Origin of the sequence: Halomonas halodenitrificans DSM 735, assembly GCF_000620045.1 — a bacterium.
Classification (GTDB): Bacteria; Pseudomonadota; Gammaproteobacteria; order Pseudomonadales; family Halomonadaceae; genus Halomonas; species Halomonas halodenitrificans.
In genome coordinates this window covers 1-19058 of sequence record NZ_KK211059.1, presented here as the reverse complement: position 1 = coordinate 19058, position 19058 = coordinate 1, and the positions used below count along the sequence as shown (strand labels likewise).

Here is a 19058-nt window from a genome sequence, read left to right as displayed (position 1 = left end):
TGCATGTCTTGGGTTCAGGCGCCGCCGGCATCAACCGGCGGCTCGTGCCGCTCAGATGTCCAGCAGCAAGCGTGCCGGATCTTCCAGCAGCTCCTTGATGGTCACCAGGAACTGCACCGCATCCTTGCCATCGATCATGCGGTGGTCATAGGAGACCGCAAGGTACATCATCGGACGGATTTCGACCTTGCCGTTCACCGCCATGGGGCGCTCCTGGATCTTGTGCATGCCCAGGATCGCGGTCTGCGGCGGGTTGATGATCGGCGTGGACATCAGCGAACCGAAGATACCGCCATTGGTGATGGTGAAGGTGCCACCCTGCATCTCATCGATGCCGAGCTTGCCGTCACGGGCGCGCTTGCCGAAATCGACGATGCCCTTCTCGACGTCGGCAACTTTCATGCTGTCGGTGTCGCGCAGCACGGGGACTACCAGGCCACGATCAGTGGAAACCGCCACGCCGATGTCCTGATAGCCGTGGTAGACGATGTCGCTGCCGTCGATGGAGGCGTTGACGTCCGGGAAGCGCTTGAGCGCCTCGCTGGCTGCCTTGACGAAGAAGCCCATGAAGCCGAGCTTGACGTCGTGAGCCTTGAGGAAGGTGTCCTTGTACTGGGCACGCAGGTCCATCACCGCCCCCATGTCCACCTCGTTGTAGGTGGTCAGCATGGCGGCGGTCTGCTGGGCCTGGACCAGGCGCTTGGCGATGGTCTGGCGCAGACGGCTCATGGGTACGCGCTTCTCGGGACGCTCGCCCTCGACGGCCGGTGCCGGCGCGGCGGCCTGGGTAGCACCGCCGGACGCCTTGGCGCTTTTCGCACTCTTGGCGGCAGAGCCCTCCTTGACCGCGCGCTGCACGTCCTCCTTGAGGATGCGTCCGCCCTTGCCGGTACCCTCGATCCTGTTGACGTCGAGATCGTGCTCGGCGACCAGCTTGCGGGCGGCGGGTGCGAGAATCTTGTCGCCGACCTTCTCATCGCTGGCGCCATCGTCGGCGGAGGCTCCCGGCTCGACGTCGGCGGCCGTGCTCGCCGCACCGCCGGCACCCTCGGCGAAGACCGCCAGTACCGCCTCGGATTCGACCTGACTACCTTCCTCGGCCTTGATCTCGGCCAGGGCACCGTCGGCGGGCGCGACGACCTCGAGCACCACCTTGTCGGTCTCGATCTCGGCCAGCACTTCATCGCGCTTGACCGCCTCACCGACCTGCTTGTTCCAGCTGGCGACGGTGCCTTCCTGGATCGATTCCGGGAAGGTCGGCGCCTTCACCTCATGCTGCTCTCCGCCGCCGGCAGCCGGCTGCTCGGCCTTGGCGTCGCTCTTTTTCCCGGTCTCGGTGCCGCCCTGTTCCTGGCTCTGCTCCGCCGCCTTGTCGCCCTTGGCCTCGCCTTCACCGATGCGGCCCAGCAGCTGCTCGGACTCCACGGTGTCGCCTTCCTCGACCAGCGTTTCGGCGAGCACGCCGGCCTCGGGGGCCAGCACTTCGAGCACCACCTTGTCGGTTTCGATCTCGACGATCAGCTCGTCACGCTCGACGCTGTCTCCCGGCTGCTTGTGCCAGGCGGCGACGCTGCCTTCGGCAACGGATTCCGGAAAGCTTGGGGCCTTGATCTCGGTAGCCATAACGTATCCCTTGTAAGTTCTGTCTCGTCCCGGTGGGCGCCATTACAGATTGAAGGCGTCTTCCACCAGCTGGCGCTGCTGTTCGGTATGCACGGACATGTAACCGGCCGCCGGGGCCGCCGATGCCGGACGCCCGGCAAACTTCAACTTGCCACCCAGGCCGTCCTTGAGCATGTCCGCCACGGCACGCATATGGTGCTGACTCGGGTACCAGGCACCCTGGTTGAGCGGCTCTTCCTGGCACCACACGATATCGGTGACGTTGGTATAGTCCCTGATCGCCGCAAACAGCTCCTCCTTGGGGAAGGGGTAGAGCTGTTCGATGCGCAGGATGGCGACGTCGTCACGGCCATTTTCCTCGCGCCAGGCGGCCAGATCATAGTAGACCTTGCCGGCACACAGGATGATGCGCTCGACATTCTGCGCTTCCAGCTTGGCCTGGTCGGGCAGCACCATCTGGAACTTGCCTTCGGCCAGCTCGTCCAGGCTCGACGTGGCATCCTTGTGGCGCAGCAGGCTCTTGGGCGACATCACCACCAGCGGCTTTCTGACCTTGCGAATCACCTGGCGACGCAGCAGATGGAAAATCTGTGCCGGCGTAGTCGGCACACAGACCTGCATGTTCTGTTCGGCACACATCTGCAGGAAGCGCTCGAGACGCGCCGAGGAGTGCTCGGGGCCCTGCCCTTCGTAGCCATGAGGCAACAGCATGGTCAACCCGCACAGCCGCCCCCACTTGGTCTCGCCGGAAGAGATGAACTGGTCGACCACCACCTGGGCACCGTTGAAGAAGTCCCCGAACTGGGCCTCCCAGATCACCAGATCATTGGGCGCGGTGGTGGCATAGCCATACTCGAAGCCCAGCACGGCTTCCTCGGAGAGGAAGGAGTCGTGGATGGTGAAGCGCGGCTGGCCATCGGCCATATGCTGCAGCGGCACATGAACGCTGCCGTCCTTCTGGTTATGCACCACCGCATGGCGGTGGGAGAAGGTGCCGCGGCCAACGTCCTGGCCGGTAATGCGTACCGGATGCCCCTGATCGATCAGCGTGGCGTAGGCCAGGGTCTCGGCAAAGCCCCAGTTGAGTGCCAGACCTCCGGCCTGCATCTTGCGGCGATCATCGTAGATCTTGGCCACCTGACGCTGCACCTCGACGTTGCCGGGAATCTCGCACATCCTGGCCGCCAGGCGCTGCAGCTTCTTCATGGGCACCGACGTATCGGCGTGGCCGGTCCACTCCTGCCCCAGATAAGGCTTCCAGTCGACGAACAGCGAGGTGTTGGGCTCCTGAACCAGGGCGTTGGCCACATGGTTGCCGGCCAACAGGTCCTCGCGATAGGTCTCGATCATCGCCTTGGCCTCGTCCTCGGTGAGGACGCCCTGGGCCACCAGCCGCTCGGCATAGATCGCCCGGGCGGAGGGGTGATCCTTGATCTTGCGATACATCATCGGCTGGGTGCCGCTGGGCTCGTCGGCCTCGTTGTGACCGCGACGGCGGTAGCACACCAGGTCGATCACGACATCCTTCTTGAACTGCTGACGGTAATCCAGCGCCACCTGGGTGGCATGCAGCACGGCGTCGGGATCATCGCCGTTGACGTGGAAGACCGGTGCCTGAACCATCTTGGCGATATCGGTACAGTACTCCGTGGAGCGCGAGTCCTCGGGGTGCGACGTCGTAAAGCCAACCTGGTTGTTGATGACGATGTGCACCGTGCCGCCGGTCTTGTAGGCACGGGTCTGGGACATCTGGAAGGTCTCCATGACCACGCCCTGACCGGCGAACGCGGCATCGCCATGCACGTTGATCGGCAGTACCTTGGTGCCTTCGAGGTCATCGCGACGGTCCTGACGGGCACGCACCGACCCTTCGACCACCGGCGAGACGATCTCGAGGTGGGAAGGGTTGAAGCCCAGGGCCAGGTGTACCTCGCCGCCCGGAGTCATGGCATTGGAACTGAAGCCCTGGTGATACTTGACGTCGCCGGAGCCACGCTCGATCACCTTCTTGCCGTCGAACTCGTCGATCAGGTCACCGGGATTCTTGCCCAGGATGTTGACCAGCAGGTTGAGTCGACCGCGGTGGGCCATGCCGATGACCACTTCCTTGATGCCGTAGCCACCCCCGCGCTGGATCAGCTCATCCATCATCGGGATGAAGGTCTCGCCCCCCTCCAGGCCGAAGCGCTTGGTGCCGGGGTACTTGGAGGCCAGGTAGTTCTCCAGCCCCTCGGCGGCGGTCAGCCTCTCCAGGACGTGTTGACGAACCCCGTTCTTGAAGGCCGGTGCACTGCGTACCGACTCGAAGCGTTGCTGCAGCCAGCGCTTCTCCTCGGTATCGACGATATGCATGATCTCGCAGCCGATGGAACGACAGTAGGTCTGCTCCAGGGCCTCGACGATCTCCTTGAGCGGGGCCTGGTTCATTCCCAGGAAGAACGAACCCGTCTGAAACTCGGTATCGAGATCGCTCTTCGTCAGCTGATGGAAGGAGAGGTCCAGATCGGGAACCGGCTTTTCGCTGCGCAGCTTGAGCGGGTCGATATCGGCCTTCTGGTGACCGCGGAAGCGGTAGGCGTTAATCAGCTGCAGCACTCTGACCTGTTTGCGATTGGCGTCGCTGTCAGCGGCCGCGGGAGCCAGTGCCGTGCGGCGCTGCTTGGCCAGCTGATGGAACTGATCGCGAACGGGCGCCAGAGGAACATCGTGTTGGGGGCCGTCTTCGGGGCGCGGCAGCTCGTCAAAATACTGGCGCCACTCGTCGGGAACGGCGGAGGGGTCATCGAGGTACTGCTCGTAGAGCGCTTCCACATAGTGGACATTACTGCCACTGACGTGAGAGGAGCGCCACATCAACTCCATTATGCCTTGTTGCATCTCTCGGTCACCCTGCACTGATGGGGTGTAATCGGCGTCACCGCGACGCGGCCACGGCGACATCGGTAGTGCCCTGCCGGCTGGGGCCCATGCGTTTCCGGCGTTTCAGGCCGTCGTTGGCCCGAAACCTGGACTTTCATGGTCAAAAGCCGGCACCCAGGGCACCGGCTTTCAACGCTGTGTCCCCCGTCACCTGCGACTCAGGGCCGCAAGTGACAGCTGCGGCACATGATAACAAGCCACGAGACACGATTTAAGTGCCACTCGCTCAGGTGCTGTCGGCCAGCAGCATTTCGCGGATCTTGCCGATCGCACGGGTGGGGTTGAGTCCCTTGGGACACACTGCCACACAGTTCATGATGCCACGGCAACGGAACACGCTGAACGGGTCCTCGAGCTCGGACAGGCGGTCCCGAGTAGCGGTATCCCGGGAGTCCACCAGGAAGCGATAGGACTGCAGCAGACCCGCCGGCCCCACGAACTTGTCCGGATTCCACCAGAACGACGGGCAGGACGTAGAGCAGCATGCACACAGGATACACTCGTAGAGACCGTCGAGCTTCTCCCGATCCTCGGGCGACTGCAGGCGCTCGATGGCCGGCGCCGGCTCATCGTTCTGCAGGTAGGGCTGAATACGCTCGTACTGCTGATAGAACAGCCCCATGTCGACCACCAGGTCGCGAATCACCGGCAGGCCCGGCAGCGGACGCAGCACCAGCTTGCCACCCTTCACCACATCGGAGAGCGGGGTAATACAGGCCAGGCCGTTCTTGCCGTTCATGTTCATGCCGTCGGACCCGCACACCCCCTCGCGGCAGCTGCGACGAAAGGCCAGGCCGTTATCCTGCTCCTTCATCATGTGCAGGGCATCGAGCACCATGATGTCGCGGCCCTGGGTGTCGACCTGGAACTCCTGCATGTAAGGCGCGGAGTCGGTCTCTGGATTGTAGCGGTAGATGGATACCTGAAGCATCGTGACTCACCCTCGTGTTAGCTGAATTAGTAGGTGCGGATTTTCGGCTCGAAGGTGTCGACGGTCCGGGGCGCGAAGTTGACATCGCGCTGGCCGACCGTCTTGTCGGCCGGGAAGTAGAGCGAGTGCTTCAGCCAGTTGACATCGTCACGGTCCGGATAGTCATAGCGAGAGTGGGCGCCACGACTTTCCTTGCGCTCCAGCGCGGCAACGGCCGTGGCCTCGGCGACTTCCATCAGGTTATCGAGCTCGAGGGCCTCGACGCGGGCGGTGTTGAAGGCGTTGGACTTGTCCGGCAGATAGGCGTTGTCGATACGGCCGCGCAGCTCGGCCAGCTGCCTGACGCCCTTCTGCATGTTCTCTTCTTCACGGAACACGCCGAAGGAGTTCTGCATGATGGACTGCAGCTCACGCTTGAGCTCCGGCACGGTCTCGCCACCTTCCGACTCGTTCCAGCGAGTGATGCGCTTCATCGCCGTCTCGATATCGGTCTCGGAGGCATCGAGGTAATCGATACCCTCGTTGAGCGCGCCCTCGATGAACATGCCGGCGGCACGCCCGAATACCACCAGGTCGAGCAGCGAGTTGCCACCCAGACGGTTGGCACCGTGCACCGATACACAGGCCGCCTCGCCACAGGCGAACAGGCCGTTGACGATCTGATCCTTGCCGTCTTCGCCGCGCATGATGGCCTGACCATGCACGTTGGTCGGCACGCCGCCCATCATGTAGTGGCAGGTCGGCACCACCGGGATCGGCTCCTTGGCCGGGTCCACATGGGCGAAGGTCTTGGAGAGCTCGACGATGCCGGGCAGACGCTTGCCGAGGACTTCCTCGCCCAGGTGATCCAGCTTGAGATAGACGTGGTCGCCGTTCTCGCCGCAGCCACGACCCTCGAGGATCTCCATGACCATGGAGCGTGCCACCACGTCGCGACCGGCCAGGTCCTTGGCGTTGGGGGCATAACGCTCCATGAAGCGCTCGCCGTCCTTGTTGATCAGATAGCCACCCTCGCCGCGGCAACCTTCGGTCACCAGGGTCCCCGCTCCGTAGATGCCGGTCGGGTGGAACTGCCACATCTCCATGTCCTGCATCGGGAAGCCCGCACGCAGCGCCATGCCGATGCCGTCGCCGGTGTTGATCAGGGCGTTGGTGGTTGAGGCGTAGATACGCCCGGAGCCGCCGGTCGCCAGAACGGTGGCCTTGGACTTGACGTGCACCACTTCGCCGGTCTCGATATCCATGGCGATACAGCCCACCACGTCGCCGTTGGCGTTCTTGACCAGATCGACCGCGTACCACTCGTTGAGGAAGGTGGTATTGTTCTTTAGGTTATTCTGATAAAGGGTATGCAAAAGCGCATGACCGGTACGGTCGGCCGCAGCACAGGTCCGTGCGGCCTGGCCGCCGGCACCGAAGTCCTTGGACTGACCACCGAACGGGCGCTGATAGATGCGGCCGTTGTCGAAGCGAGAGAACGGCAATCCCATGTGCTCGAGCTCGAAGACGGCCTTGGGCCCCTCGGAGCACAGGTATTCTGCGGCGTCCTGGTCGGCGATATAGTCGCCACCCTTGACGGTGTCGTACATGTGCCAGCGCCAGTCATCGTCGGGGTCAGCGGAGGCAATGGCACAGGTGATGCCACCCTGGGCGGATACCGTGTGCGAACGGGTCGGGAAGACCTTGGAGAGCACCGCGGTCTTCTTGCCGGACTGGGCCAGCTCGAGAGCGGCCCGCAGGCCGGCACCGCCACCACCGATGATGATGGCGTCGAAGGACAGGCTACGCATGTTGGACATGAATCAGGCTCCCCACAGAATCTGAATGCCCCAGACCAGGAAGGCAAAGATGGCCAGGATGACAAGAATTTGAACGGTCAGGCGAATAGCGGTCGACTTGAGATAATCGGTGGTCACGGTCCATAGCCCCACCCAGGCATGACCCGCTATCGATATAAAGGCCAGCAGCGAGAAGATACGCATCCAGGTCTGGGAAAAAAGGCCGCTCCAGGTCAGATAGTCGAGGTCCGGATTGAACAGCAGGAAGAGAACCATGAAGAGCGTATAAGCCGCCATGATCACGGCGGATACCCGCTGGATCAGCCAGTCGGAAAGGCCGCTGCGGCCGAGGTTCGTGACGTTGGTTACCATACCCAGACTCCCGCCAGAATGATCAGTACGGCGCTGGCCACCACGGTGAACTGCGCCTTCTTGTGGCCGCCCTCGAGGGTCACTCCAATATCCATGTCCATCAGCATATGCTTGATGCCGGCGACAAAATGAAAGGCCAGGGCAGACAGCAGCCCCCAGGCGATCAGCTTGGCCAGGAAATTGCCGGCCAGGGCATCACTGACCGCGACAAAGCCTGCCGGGGAAGCGAGCGACTTGCTCAACGCCCAGAAGGCAAAGATCAGGCCGATGAAGAGGATGACGCCGGTGATGCGGTGAGCGATCGACGTCAGGGCGGGTAACGGAAACTGTATCGTGGACAGATCCAGATTTACGGGTCGTTTGCTATTCACGGCTCTCTACACACTCTCTATGGCACGCTCAGGAAGCTTGGACAAGCTCAGGGCGGGCGGTGGTTTCGGGAAGGCATCGGCCATTGCCGGAAGCGGCAAGACCGGCTGCACCTGCCAGTCGCGCGGGGTGGATTATAGGGGGCCGCCAGCCCCATGACAAACCGAGAGGGCCTCGACTAGACCATGGTGCAAACTCGATTGGCCTCCTTTTTCATCCGGGTTTTACCACAGCGCAGGCAGGGGCGCCGCCCCATATGGTGCTGCGCATCATTTCCTTGACAACCCATGGACAAGAGTAAACAACTTGCACACGCTATAGCGTGCCATCGACTAATTGACAATCGCTGGCACGCTTCTATAGTGGGCGAACCTTATTCGCCGGCACCCCCAGCGAAGACGCCAAAGAATGAATGACTTATCGCCCTAATCACGAACTCGAGAGGAGGCCTTTCATGGCTGACAGGAAAGCGACACTGACAGTTGACGGCCTGGACAAGACAATCGAGCTACCCGTCTATTCAGGCGCCATGGGCCCCGACGTGGTAGACGTCCGCGGCCTCGGCGCCGAAGGCCTGTTCACCTACGACCCCGGCTTCATGGCCACCTCCTCCTGCCAGTCCGCCATCACCTATATCGATGGGGGCAAGGGCGTTCTGTTGCACCGGGGCTTCCCCATTGACCAGCTGGCCAAGAACTCGAACTTCGTCGAGCTCTGCTACCTGCTGCTGTTCGGCGAACTGCCCAATGACGCTCAGTACGCCGACTTCGAGTCGCGGGTCAGCAACCACACCATGGTCCACGACCAGATCAACAACTTCTTCAAGGGCTTCCGTCGTGACGCCCACCCGATGTCCATCCTGTGCGGCGTGGCCGGCGGACTGGCCGCCTTCTATCATGACCACATGGACATCACCGAGGAAGAAGACCGCATCATCAGTGCCATCCGCCTGATTGCCAAGATGCCGACCATCGCCGCGATGTCCTACAAGTACAACGTTGGCCAGCCGTTCAACTACCCCCGCAACGACCTGAGCTATGCCGAGAACTTCCTCTACATGATGTTCAGCAATCCATGTGAGGAATACTCGATCAACCCGGTCTACGCCAAGGCGATGGACCGCATCTTCATGCTGCACGCCGACCACGAGCAGAACGCCTCCACCTCCACGGTGCGCCTGGCAGGCTCTACCGGTGCCAATCCCTTCGCCTGCATCAGCGCCGGCATCGCGGCTCTCTGGGGCCCGGCCCATGGCGGTGCCAACGAAGCCGTGCTGAAGATGCTCGACGAAATCGGCGACGACTCCGAAGAGAACATCCAGCGCTTCGTCGACAAGGCCAAGGACAAGGATGACCCCTTCAAGCTGATGGGCTTCGGCCACCGCGTCTATCGCAACTTCGATCCGCGCGCCAAGGTAATGAAGGAGACCTGCGACGAGGTGCTGGCGGAACTCGGCATCGACGATCCTCAGCTGAAGATCGCCAAGCGCCTGGAGCAGATTGCCCTTGAAGACGACTACTTCATCGAACGCAAACTCTACCCCAACGTCGACTTCTACTCCGGCATCATCCTCAAGGCCATGGGCATTCCGACCAACATGTTCACGGTCATCTTCGCCGTCTCCCGCACCATCGGCTGGATCTCCCACTGGCACGAGATGCTCAGCGACAGCTACAAGATCGGCCGTCCGCGCCAGCTCTACACCGGTCATTCCCAGCGCGACTATCCGACCGAGTAAGGCCTGGCCGCGCGATACACCGCCGCACACGCTATGCTGTTGAAAGCCGCCTTCGGGCGGCTTTCTGCATCCTGATAGCGTTCGACCACCCATATGAAGAGAGAGCCATGAGCAATACGATCTCGACAGTCGCCTTTATCGGCCTGGGCGTCATGGGCTACCCCATGGCCGGCCACCTGGCCCGTGCCGGCCTCGATGTGCGCGTCTACAACCGCACTCCCGCCAAGGCCGAGGCCTGGACCGGAGAGCATGGCGGCAGCCATCACGCTACGCCCGGCGAAGCCGCCAGGGGCGCCGACCTGGTCCTGGTGTGCGTAGGCAATGACGATGACGTGCGCGAGGTCACCAGGGGCGAGCACGGTGCCCTTTCCGGAATGTCCGAGGGCAGCCTGCTGCTGGACCACACCACCGCCTCCGCCGATCTCGCCGAAGAACTGGATAGCGCTTGCCGTGAGCGCGGCGTCGGTTTTATCGATGCGCCGGTTTCCGGCGGCCAGCAAGGGGCGGAGAACGCCGCCCTGACCATCATGTGCGGCGGCGAGGAGGACCACTTCGCCCGTGTCGAGCCGATCCTCGATCACTACGGACGGGCGGTGACACTAATGGGCCCGGCCGGCAGCGGCCAGCTGACCAAGATGGTCAACCAGGTCTGCATCGCCGGCCTGGTCCAGGGCCTCGCCGAGGGACTCCACTTCGCCGAACAGGCGGGACTCGACCGCCAACGCGTCGTTGACGTTGTCGCCAAGGGTGCCGCCGGTTCCTGGCAGATGGAAAATCGCCACGCCACCATGATTGCCGATGAATACGAGCACGGCTTCGCCGTGGACTGGATGCGCAAGGACCTCGGCATCTGCCTCGAGCAGGCGCGGCGTCTCCAGGCTCGCCTGCCGGTCACCGCCCTGGTCGACCAGTTCTATGCCGATCTCCAGGTAATGGGCGGCGGCCGCTGGGACACCTCTGCCCTGCTGCGTCGACTGCGTGACATGCGGCTCGACTGACTCCTCGTTGTGGCGGCCTTGACAGGCCGCCACAACGACACTTTTCCACTACGCCCGCGTTTTCCACACTTTCTGTGGATAAGCCTGTTCAAAACCTCTCGAAAAGGTCTCACAATCGCCATGACCAGCGGGCTGGCCTTAGATTGTTCACTTTTTGACCTTCTCTAACCCGTTGTTTTTAAAGAGTTTTATGATAAGACACGGCAGGAGGAGTGCGTCGCGCCTTCTGTGCACAAACAAAGGGCGTGGAACCACGGAAAGTGGACAAGTCAAGCAGGAATAGCCAAAAAAATGGGTGCTCAAGGCAAGCATCCCATAAAGGATCTCGGCGCCACTGGTATCGGCGAGAGAAAAAGAAAGGGCACTCGAAAGGAGTGCCCTTGCTTGGGGAAGGTGGCGTCCCATAGGGGGTTCGAACCCCTGTTACCGCCGTGAAAGGGCGGTGTCCTAGGCCACTAGACGAATGGGACGTGATCTTCACGCGAAACATGTTTGGTGGAGCCTAGCGGGATCGAACCGCTGACCTCAACACTGCCAGTGTTGCGCTCTCCCAGCTGAGCTAAGGCCCCAACGTGCCGTGAAGACGAGGCGTATATTACTGATTCCCCCCGCCTTCGTCAACCCCTTTGTGCTTCGCTCATAAGCCGCCTCTCTTGGGGACAGGCCCCCGAGGAGGGGACACCGTAAGCAAGGTGCGCAAGGCGAGCCGGGGCTGCTTGGCCGGGGCCAGCCCCTGGCAGAGGCCGTAAGCCAGGATATCGCTATCAAGGCTCACGACAAGGGGGTTGCGTATAGCTTACAGCGTATGGCTTATAGCTGTCTGTACTCCTTCTCGAAGCGCTTGGCCTGCTTCTTGGAGACGCCCCCCAGCACCTCGATGGCGTGTCGCAGCCGCGCCCGGGTCATGTCGGAACCGAGTATCGCCATGGCATCCATGACCGAGGTACTCGCGCTGGAACCCGTGATGGCGATAAAGACCGGCGCCAGCAGGTCCTTCATCTTCAGTTCGAAGTGGGTAGAGAGTTCCTTCACCTCGGCGAGCAGTGCTTCCTTGTGCCAGGCAGGCACGACCTCGAAGCGCCATACCAGGAACTGCAGCAGCTTGACGAGATCCTCGCGCCCCAGCTTGACGGCGTCGAAGCTGGCCTCATTGATCTGCGGCACGCCGGAGAAGAAGTGTCCGGCCAGGGGAGCCACCTCTGATAACGTTTCGACTCGCGGGCGCACCTGAGGCAGGATTTCCTTCACGTATTGCTCGTTAAAGGCCCACTCCATCAGCGCCTTGAGGAATCCCTCGTCGTCGAGCTCCTCGCGTATATAGAGGCCGTTGAGCCAGGTGAGCTTTTCCAGGTCGAAGACCGGCCCGCCCAGCGAGACCCTCTGAATATCGAAGTGGGCCATCATTTCATTGAGGCTGAACTTCTCGCGTTCGTCGGGCATCGACCAGCCCATGCGGCCCAGGTAGTTGGTCACCGCCTGCGGGAGATAGCCCATGCGCCGATAGTAGTTGATCGATGTGGGGTTCTTGCGCTTGGAGAGCTTGGACTTGTCCGGGTTGCGCAGCAGCGGCATATGGCAGAGCGCCGGCATTTCCCATCCGAAATACTCGTAGAGCAGCTGGTGCTTGGGCGCCGAATTGATCCACTCCTCGCCGCGAAGCACATGGGTGATGCCCATCAGGTGGTCGTCGACCACGTTGGCCAGGTGATACGTCGGCATGCCATCCGACTTGAGCAGAATCTGGGCGTCGACCTGGGCCCAGTCCACCTCGATCGTGCCGCGCAGCATGTCCTGGACCACACAGGTACCGGTCGAGGGCACCCGCATGCGCACCACATGGGGCCATCCTTCCGTCTCACGACGCGCCTGCTCGTCGGCGGGCAGTGCCAGGTCGGCGGGCTTGAGCGCCAGGTGCATGCCGGCGGCCTTGCGTGACTCACGCAGCTCGTCAAGCTCCTCACTGGTGCGATAGCACTTGAAGGCGTGGCCCGACTCGATCAATTGACGAGCGTACTCGGCGTAGATGTCACCGCGCTCGCTCTGACGGTAGGGGCCGTGGGGACCGCCCACATCGGGGCCCTCGTCCCATTCGAGACCCAACCAGCGCAGCGAGTCGAGAATCATCTGTTCCGATTCCGCGGTGGAACGCACGCGGTCGGTGTCCTCGATACGCAGGATGAACTGCCCGCCATGCTGGCGAGCGAAACACAGGTTGAACAAGGCAATGTAGGCAGTGCCCACATGGGGGTCGCCGGTGGGTGACGGCGCGATACGCGTGCGTACGGTCATGTCGTTGCGGTATCCCGGATCCAGGGGTGGATGGATGAGTGATGGCAGGCATTATACGCACCTGCCGACGCCTCGGCAGCCACACGAGGGCTACTCGACACGCAATACCTCGACCTGGTCGTGGGTACGCCGTGTCTCGCTACCCACCAGGAAACGCTGGCGATAGCGGGCCACCTTCCCCAGACCGTGCTGTGACTGCTGAACCAGAGGCCCGCTCAGATGCTCGTTCTCCTCGCCCAGGCGCTCCTGCACCGCGGCCGGCTGAACGCTGCCCTCCTGGACATCGACGGTGACCCGATAACCGCCATCGGGGAGTCCACTCCCCGGACCGAAGGGGCCTGCCACGAAACGGCCCTCGGCCACCGCTACACGCTCCCGCCAGCGGACACCGCTGAGCTCACGCTCGACGATCACCTGCAGGCGAGTCTCCCCGGGCAGGTTGGTCTCGCCCGCCACCGTCAGGCGACGATCGCTACCCAGGCTGGGAGCCAGATCGAACGTCACCGCCTCGTTGAAGGGCGGCACCTCGGGCGCCTCATCGGATGCCGGCTCGCGACTCTTCGCATCGGTACTCGCCTCAGCCTTGCGGGTCTCGGAGGTACTCGACTGAGCAGTAGTCTCCTGCGTCTCAGTAGACTGGATATCGGTAGACTGGGTATCCGCCTCCTGCTCGCCACCACAGCCTGTCAGCATGATCGCCAACGAACATGCTGCGCACAGCGCCCTTATCATCCGCTCTCTCCAGACAGCATCATCAAGCTTCAGGCTACCACCGCACAGGCCTCGCGTCGTCTGATCGACTGCCTCACCACCTCAGTGGTCGCCCGCCTGGCGGGAGCCTAAGCATGAACGACGCTACCGTCCGCCGCTACCGGCGCCCGGGTTACCGCATTACCTTGGGCAGCACCGACATCACCCCGCGCGTGAACGACCGGCTCCTGTTCACCCAGGCGGGCCAGGCGCAGACAGCCAGCGGCCTGACCATGCCCGGCGTCACCCTGGCGCGCCGCGACGGCGACCAGCACCGCTACAGCACCACCGACCGCGACGCCTACATCGGCGTAAAGGCCTTCTGGAACGACACTGACGACGCCGAGCGCCAGAGCGTGCTCGCCAGCAGCGACGACAACGCCAAGCAGCTACGCCCCACTCACGCCAGCGAGGCCGACGCCCTGGACGCCGCCCGGGCCGAATGGCGCCGCATCCAGCGCGGCCTGGCCGAGTTCGAGCTGACCATGGCCCACGGCCGTGCCGACGTGCTGCCCGAGTCGCCGCTGCGGGTCAGCGGCTTCAAGCCAGAGATCGACGCCACGCCCTGGTTGGTGACGGAGGTGGAGCACTCGTTGGGCGACAACGGCTTCGGCACGCGGGTCCAGTGTGAGGTGAAAACGAACCCTTAACTTGAGAAAACTATTGAAAAACGTTTACCAGCGTAGAGGACAATATCTTTAGCTTCTCACTCCTGATTCAAGTGCAGATATAAGGTACGACCATGCATTTTGAAGAAAGTCAGGAATTGTCACCATCAAGAAAGGCCTGATATCTGTTGGCTCAAATAGCAAGGAAAGTGTCGCGACCACGAGGACCACAATGTTCAGCCTGTTATAGCGCCTTTGATGAGCCTTATCTTCTTGTCCCTCGACATATTGCTGGGAAGCAACTTCCAACTGCTTCCTTAAAACATCCTCCAACCGATGACCTCTTTCATCTCTTGCATCTTCACGCTGTTTCCTTTTCTTTCTTTCAGGATCAACAAAGTCTAATGGTAAAACACTTTCTCTGGGATTAACGCTTGGAGGAGGAAGATCCCGTAGAAGGGCATCATATGGATTATCTCCTTCCTTACCCTCGGTGCCGCCAACACCCAGCGACTCTCTAAAAATTCGATCCTGCTCTTCAACCTGCCTAAATAAATCTGCTGCAGCACCGCTCCCCAGCGTATCATTGAGCAGCCGAGTCTGTTCCTCTGCTTGCCGAAGCACATCTTCCGTAGCACTTCCACCAAGGGTCTCTTTCAACAGGCGATCTTGCTCCTCAATTTGACGAAATGCCTCTGCTGAAGCACCTCCCGCCAGCGTCTCATTAAACAGCCGACTCTGCTCCTCTGCTTGCCGAAGCATATCTTCCGCAGCACTTCCACCAAGGGATTCTTTCAACAGGCGATCTTTCTCCTCAGCTTGACGCAATGCCTCTGTTGCAGCACCTCCCGCCAGCGACTTATGAAACAGCCGACTCTGTTCCTCTACTTGCCGAAGAACACCTTCTGCACCACTTTCGCCAAGAGAGTCTCGAAGCAGACGATCTTGCTCCTCGGTTTTCCGCAAAAACTCTGCTACGTAATCTCCGCCAACAGCTGTATTGAAAAGTCTTTCCTGCTCTTCTGCTTGCCGCATAACTTCTTCTGAGACACCTCCACTGAGCGCCCTTCTTAGAAGTTTATCTCGCTTTTCTTCTTGTCGAAAACCTTTCTCTACAGCGCTTCCTGAGAAAGCTTTTTCAAGCTCATCATTTCTCACATCAACTTGACGACTTATTTCATCCAACGCACTTCTTTTTTCTGAAGGGCTATTGAACGAAAAGTTTTTTAGTTCTATTTTCAAACCTTCCGACCCTTCGGAGGTATTATAAGAGCCTTTTTCATCGCTCATAATATACTGCCCCTCAACCATTAACCTTCTCTGATACACTACCACACCTCTGAGTTCCGACTGCCGGGCCCAGGTAGTTCACTCGTATGTCGTCCCTGCCAATTCGCGATCCTGCCACCAGCCGCGCCATGCCGGGCCCGGCCGCCTACGATCCCGGCGCGTTGTTCATATTAGCGTTTGCCTAGGGGTGTGCTGTTTTCTAATAGCTGTATAAAAAACAGTATTTGACAAGAGACACCGTCATGCGCGATCCCGAGACCCATCATCCGCACCCGGCACCACCGTACCGCGCCCTGCTCCATCCGCTGGCCACCATCCGCGCCGGCATCTTCCGCTTCCCCTCGCCGGCGGAGGACTACGTCGGCCGCAGGCTCGGCCTCAACGAGCGGCTGGTTCATACCAAGGTATGACCCCGATAGGACTCTGATTTGACTTTGACCTTTTGGTATGTAGAGGAAAAGTCGAGTAGTGTAAGACTAGAAATGCCATCAAAAATAGAAACGCAGGGAGGCACAATGGACCTTAGCGAGAAACTGAACGGCATCGCACGCCGCGGTGAAGAACAGATTGACCATATCAAGAACGAGGAAGCGACCAAGACGGCCTTGGTTCTGCCGTTTATCGGCTCGCTTGGATACGATCCTTTTGATACACGCGAGGTGGTCCCCGAATTCACAGCAGATGTAGGTACCAAGAAGGGTGAAAAAGTCGATTACGCCATTCGTGCCGATGGCAACATCTCGATCCTCATGGAATGCAAGCCACTGGGTACTAACCTCGCCAACGTCCAATACAACCAACTCTACCGGTACTTTGCCTGTACAGATGCCAAATTCGCTATCTTGACCAACGGTTTTGAGTACCGCTTCTACTCTGACCTGGACTCTGAGAACAAGCTAGATACTCGCCCCTTTTTCACATTCGACTTGGAAGACTTCAACGAGCAGGATATCGAAGAACTCCAAAAATTCACAAAGCCCAACTTCGACGTAGACGCTATCCTCGGAACGGCAAATCGGCTCAAGTACACCAACCTTGCCAAACAGGCTATTGATGAAGTCTTCAAAGACACACCGGAAGAATTCGTCAAGTTCATCGTGGGCAAGGTCTATGAGGGGCGCCAGACACGTCAGGTAATCGAGGAGTTTACCCCAATCATCAGTGAAGCTGGCAAGCTCTACATCAAGGAACAAGTCGCCCAGCGCTTACGTGGCGCCTTGGCAAGCAACGATATTGATATACCTCAGCCCACCACTGATCAAGAAATCTCCTCGCAGGGCGAAGATACAGAGGATGACGGCATCATCACCACCCAAGAGGAGATCGACGCCTACAACATCGTCCGGTCACTCCTCGCGGAACAGGTCGATGTCAGCAGAATCGCCATGCGGGATGCAAAGTCCTACTGCGCCGTCCTACTAGACGATAATAATCGGAAACCGATCTGCCGCTTTCACTTCAACGCAAAGTCAGTCAAGCGAGTAGGCTTCTTCAACGAAAGGAAAGAAAGTCGCATCGATATAGACTCCGTCAGTGACCTCTTCCAGCACAAGGAGCAGCTGAAAACGACGGTCAGCGAATACCTCAAGTAGCAGCCACTCTCCAATTATCAGTTAAACTGCATCTCAATCAAGCCGGCATCGTCATTGGTCGGCTTGTTCACCCGCGTGCTCACAGGCCTGTGGGTGAGCAGGGCGGCGGGCAAAATCACCACGTTGTAGCGCGGCGTCAGTTCCTCAGGCTCAAGCGGCAGACGCAGGGCCTGGGAGAACTTGGGATAAGGACTATAGAGAGCGAAGCGGCCGCACATTATTCATAACCTAGCCAGACCATCAAATTTCTTCGAATGAGGCGCAGGCTATTTATCAACAACATAACAGTAAACAAAGCTAACCATATACAAAAAACCACCAAGCATATATTAGGGATTAAGCCTATTGAAAACTGAGCCACCGCTGTAAATATTGAAAAAAGAATAGACAAGAAAAGAAACCCTGTTAAGTTAGAGAGCGGCCTGTAGTATTCATTATTAGGAACTTCTTCTCGAGATGAAAAACCATGCCTATTCATATACCTTTCAAGATAGGCATCCGAGTCAAAAAGCTTATCTTTTAAATTTACAACCACGAAGGTTTTAAGCGATAGGAGAAATGACCCAACAGTCAAGAACCCTGAAAACAAAAAACCTCGCAACTTTTGATCATAGAAAACGACAAAGTCATCTATTTTAACCGAATAGAAGGAAATAGAAAACTTCAAAATTATCAAAGAAAAGAGCAGCAAAATCAAAATTTGTAGCCGAAGACTTGCCTCAATATCCCTCGCAAGCTTATCAAACAACAAAAACTTACGAAGCCTTGTCAATCTGCGCAAAAGTGGGTGCATTTTCTTTACTCTCAAGCGTATGTATCAAATCATTTATTATATCATTTTTTTGAAAATCGGAAGCTTTTAAATCATCAACCCTTTGTGCCAGCTCATCAAAGTTTTCTTGCCCAAAGCCTTGAGGACATTTAATAAGATCGACTGTCCTTTCTTCATCAAAATCATTGACCACGACAGCTCGTCCACGCCTAAAACCTGAACGAGAAAGAAGCTGATTAGCTGCTTGCGCAATATCGTTAACTTTCTGCGTAATACCAAATTTGTAGCGCAAAGACACTGTATCCGAGAGTTGTTTAGCTGCAACGGCGGCGTCTGTTGGAGAATCCACTGCTTCAAACGTAACATCCAGCTCTTTAACTTCTTTAAAAGAACGGATTATTTGATCCATGTTCCTTTTATCGAAAAGGATGGCAAAGAAAGGCCTGCCTCGATATTTTGAACTTGCCTTTTTATGTGCTTTTTTGTTGACAAAAAATTCTTCCCCTGGAGCTAAGCTTGCGTACTCATCTTTTATTTTCTCATTTTTGCTAGAATAAAAGAACTTTTTGCACACATCCCCAAAAGTATTAGGACTACAGGAGTTATGGTAATACTGATAAACCCCTTTAAAAGTATCCTTTCTGATAGCAAAGAAATTAAAGTCTACATGTGGGGTACCGGATGATCAAATCGCCTATAGGAGTTATCCTCTGCTAGCCGCGAGGGAGCTTCTTCAGCAATTCATCCGGGAGCAGGTTCATGGACATCAAACTGCATAAACAAGCGACGACGACACCGAAGATCCGTGCCGAGATTCAGGCAGCACCCTCCAGTATCACGGATAGCGAGCTGGCCCGTCAGTATGGCGTCGCCACCGCGACCATCCGGCGCTGGCGTTACCGTGATAATGTCTATGATCGATCTCACACGCGACACAACCTCCTGGCGACGCTCACGTCCGAGCAGGAGGAAGTGCTGATCACGGCTCGTGAGTTCCTGCGCCTCGGCCTGGATGACCTTCTGGTCGTT

General features: G+C 59.0%; 16 protein-coding genes, 2 tRNA genes and 1 pseudogene. 6 read left to right on the top strand and 13 right to left on the bottom strand.

The window, feature by feature from the left end:
• Positions 1 to 51: 51 nt before the first annotated feature.
• From odhB to sdhC, 6 genes are all read right to left on the bottom strand, one after another.
• Complete coding sequence (gene odhB, locus Q358_RS0114895) at positions 52 to 1623, bottom strand: 2-oxoglutarate dehydrogenase complex dihydrolipoyllysine-residue succinyltransferase (protein ID WP_027962700.1); 1572 nt, start codon at positions 1621 to 1623, stop codon at positions 52 to 54.
• A 42-nt stretch (positions 1624 to 1665) separates the two neighbouring features.
• The gene (locus Q358_RS0114890; RefSeq protein ID WP_027962699.1) at positions 1666 to 4500 is read right to left on the bottom strand and encodes a 2-oxoglutarate dehydrogenase E1 component; all 2835 of its coding nucleotides are present in this window, start codon (positions 4498 to 4500) and stop codon (positions 1666 to 1668) included.
• Between the two features lie 268 nt (positions 4501 to 4768).
• Positions 4769 to 5473, bottom strand: a complete 705-nt coding sequence (locus Q358_RS0114885; RefSeq protein ID WP_027962698.1) for a succinate dehydrogenase iron-sulfur subunit — start codon at positions 5471 to 5473, stop codon at positions 4769 to 4771.
• Between the two features lie 26 nt (positions 5474 to 5499).
• The gene (sdhA, locus tag Q358_RS0114880; protein WP_027962697.1) at positions 5500 to 7272 is read right to left on the bottom strand and encodes a succinate dehydrogenase flavoprotein subunit; all 1773 of its coding nucleotides are present in this window, start codon (positions 7270 to 7272) and stop codon (positions 5500 to 5502) included.
• 3 nt (positions 7273 to 7275) lie between these two features.
• A complete protein-coding gene (gene sdhD, locus Q358_RS0114875) occupies positions 7276 to 7623 on the bottom strand; it encodes a succinate dehydrogenase, hydrophobic membrane anchor protein (protein WP_027962696.1) in 348 nt (115 codons plus the stop codon).
• Positions 7617 to 7994 (bottom strand): succinate dehydrogenase, cytochrome b556 subunit, encoded by a 378-nt coding sequence (sdhC, locus tag Q358_RS0114870; protein WP_027962695.1) that lies wholly within the window; start codon positions 7992 to 7994, stop codon positions 7617 to 7619. Before sdhC ends, sdhD begins: the two co-directional genes overlap by 7 nt.
• 452 nt (positions 7995 to 8446) lie before the next feature.
• Between sdhC and gltA the strand changes: the two genes are divergently transcribed.
• Positions 8447 to 9730, top strand: coding sequence for a citrate synthase (gene gltA, locus Q358_RS0114865; protein WP_027962694.1), 1284 nt, complete (start codon positions 8447 to 8449; stop codon positions 9728 to 9730).
• 107 nt (positions 9731 to 9837) lie between these two features.
• The gene (locus Q358_RS0114860) at positions 9838 to 10728 is read left to right on the top strand and encodes an NAD(P)-dependent oxidoreductase (protein WP_027962693.1); all 891 of its coding nucleotides are present in this window, start codon (positions 9838 to 9840) and stop codon (positions 10726 to 10728) included.
• A 394-nt stretch (positions 10729 to 11122) separates the two neighbouring features.
• Here Q358_RS0114860 and Q358_RS0114855 read toward each other — a convergent pair.
• The 4 genes from Q358_RS0114855 to Q358_RS0114840 form a co-directional block, all read right to left on the bottom strand.
• Positions 11123 to 11198: transfer RNA gene (locus tag Q358_RS0114855), tRNA-Glu, on the bottom strand.
• A gap of 23 nt (positions 11199 to 11221) precedes the next feature.
• Positions 11222 to 11297, bottom strand: a tRNA-Ala gene (locus Q358_RS0114850).
• 241 nt (positions 11298 to 11538) lie between these two features.
• The gene (gene gltX / locus Q358_RS0114845; protein WP_027962692.1) at positions 11539 to 13017 is read right to left on the bottom strand and encodes a glutamate--tRNA ligase; all 1479 of its coding nucleotides are present in this window, start codon (positions 13015 to 13017) and stop codon (positions 11539 to 11541) included.
• 90 nt (positions 13018 to 13107) lie between these two features.
• The gene (locus Q358_RS0114840; RefSeq protein WP_051530439.1) at positions 13108 to 13710 is read right to left on the bottom strand and encodes a hypothetical protein; all 603 of its coding nucleotides are present in this window, start codon (positions 13708 to 13710) and stop codon (positions 13108 to 13110) included.
• A gap of 152 nt (positions 13711 to 13862) precedes the next feature.
• On the opposite strand from Q358_RS0114840, the gene Q358_RS17745 reads away from it, so the two are divergent.
• On the top strand, positions 13863 to 14417 hold the full coding sequence (locus Q358_RS17745; RefSeq protein ID WP_245598335.1) for a contractile injection system protein, VgrG/Pvc8 family: 555 nt from the start codon (positions 13863 to 13865) through the stop codon (positions 14415 to 14417).
• Between the two features lie 48 nt (positions 14418 to 14465).
• On the opposite strand, the gene Q358_RS18750 is transcribed toward Q358_RS17745, so the two are convergent.
• Positions 14466 to 15665, bottom strand: coding sequence for a hypothetical protein (locus Q358_RS18750; protein ID WP_156940953.1), 1200 nt, complete (start codon positions 15663 to 15665; stop codon positions 14466 to 14468).
• Positions 15666 to 15907: 242 nt separating this feature from the next.
• Between Q358_RS18750 and Q358_RS18455 the strand changes: the two genes are divergently transcribed.
• Both Q358_RS18455 and Q358_RS0114815 read left to right on the top strand, forming a co-directional pair.
• Complete coding sequence (locus Q358_RS18455; protein WP_211248343.1) at positions 15908 to 16075, top strand: hypothetical protein; 168 nt, start codon at positions 15908 to 15910, stop codon at positions 16073 to 16075.
• Positions 16076 to 16180: 105 nt separating this feature from the next.
• Positions 16181 to 17257, top strand: coding sequence for a type I restriction endonuclease (locus Q358_RS0114815; RefSeq protein WP_027962688.1), 1077 nt, complete (start codon positions 16181 to 16183; stop codon positions 17255 to 17257).
• Positions 17258 to 17274: 17 nt separating this feature from the next.
• Here the strand turns inward: Q358_RS0114815 and Q358_RS0114810 are convergent, their stop codons facing one another.
• Positions 17275 to 17475 carry a hypothetical protein gene (locus Q358_RS0114810; protein ID WP_027962687.1) on the bottom strand — a complete coding sequence of 67 codons (201 nt, stop codon included), beginning with the start codon at positions 17473 to 17475 and terminating at the stop codon, positions 17275 to 17277.
• A gap of 537 nt (positions 17476 to 18012) precedes the next feature.
• Positions 18013 to 18603, bottom strand: coding sequence for a hypothetical protein (locus Q358_RS18745; RefSeq protein ID WP_156940951.1), 591 nt, complete (start codon positions 18601 to 18603; stop codon positions 18013 to 18015).
• Positions 18604 to 18788: 185 nt separating this feature from the next.
• On the opposite strand from Q358_RS18745, the pseudogene Q358_RS17740 reads away from it, so the two are divergent.
• Positions 18789 to 19058 (top strand): annotated as a pseudogene (locus Q358_RS17740) (IS481 family transposase); the annotation flags it as partial.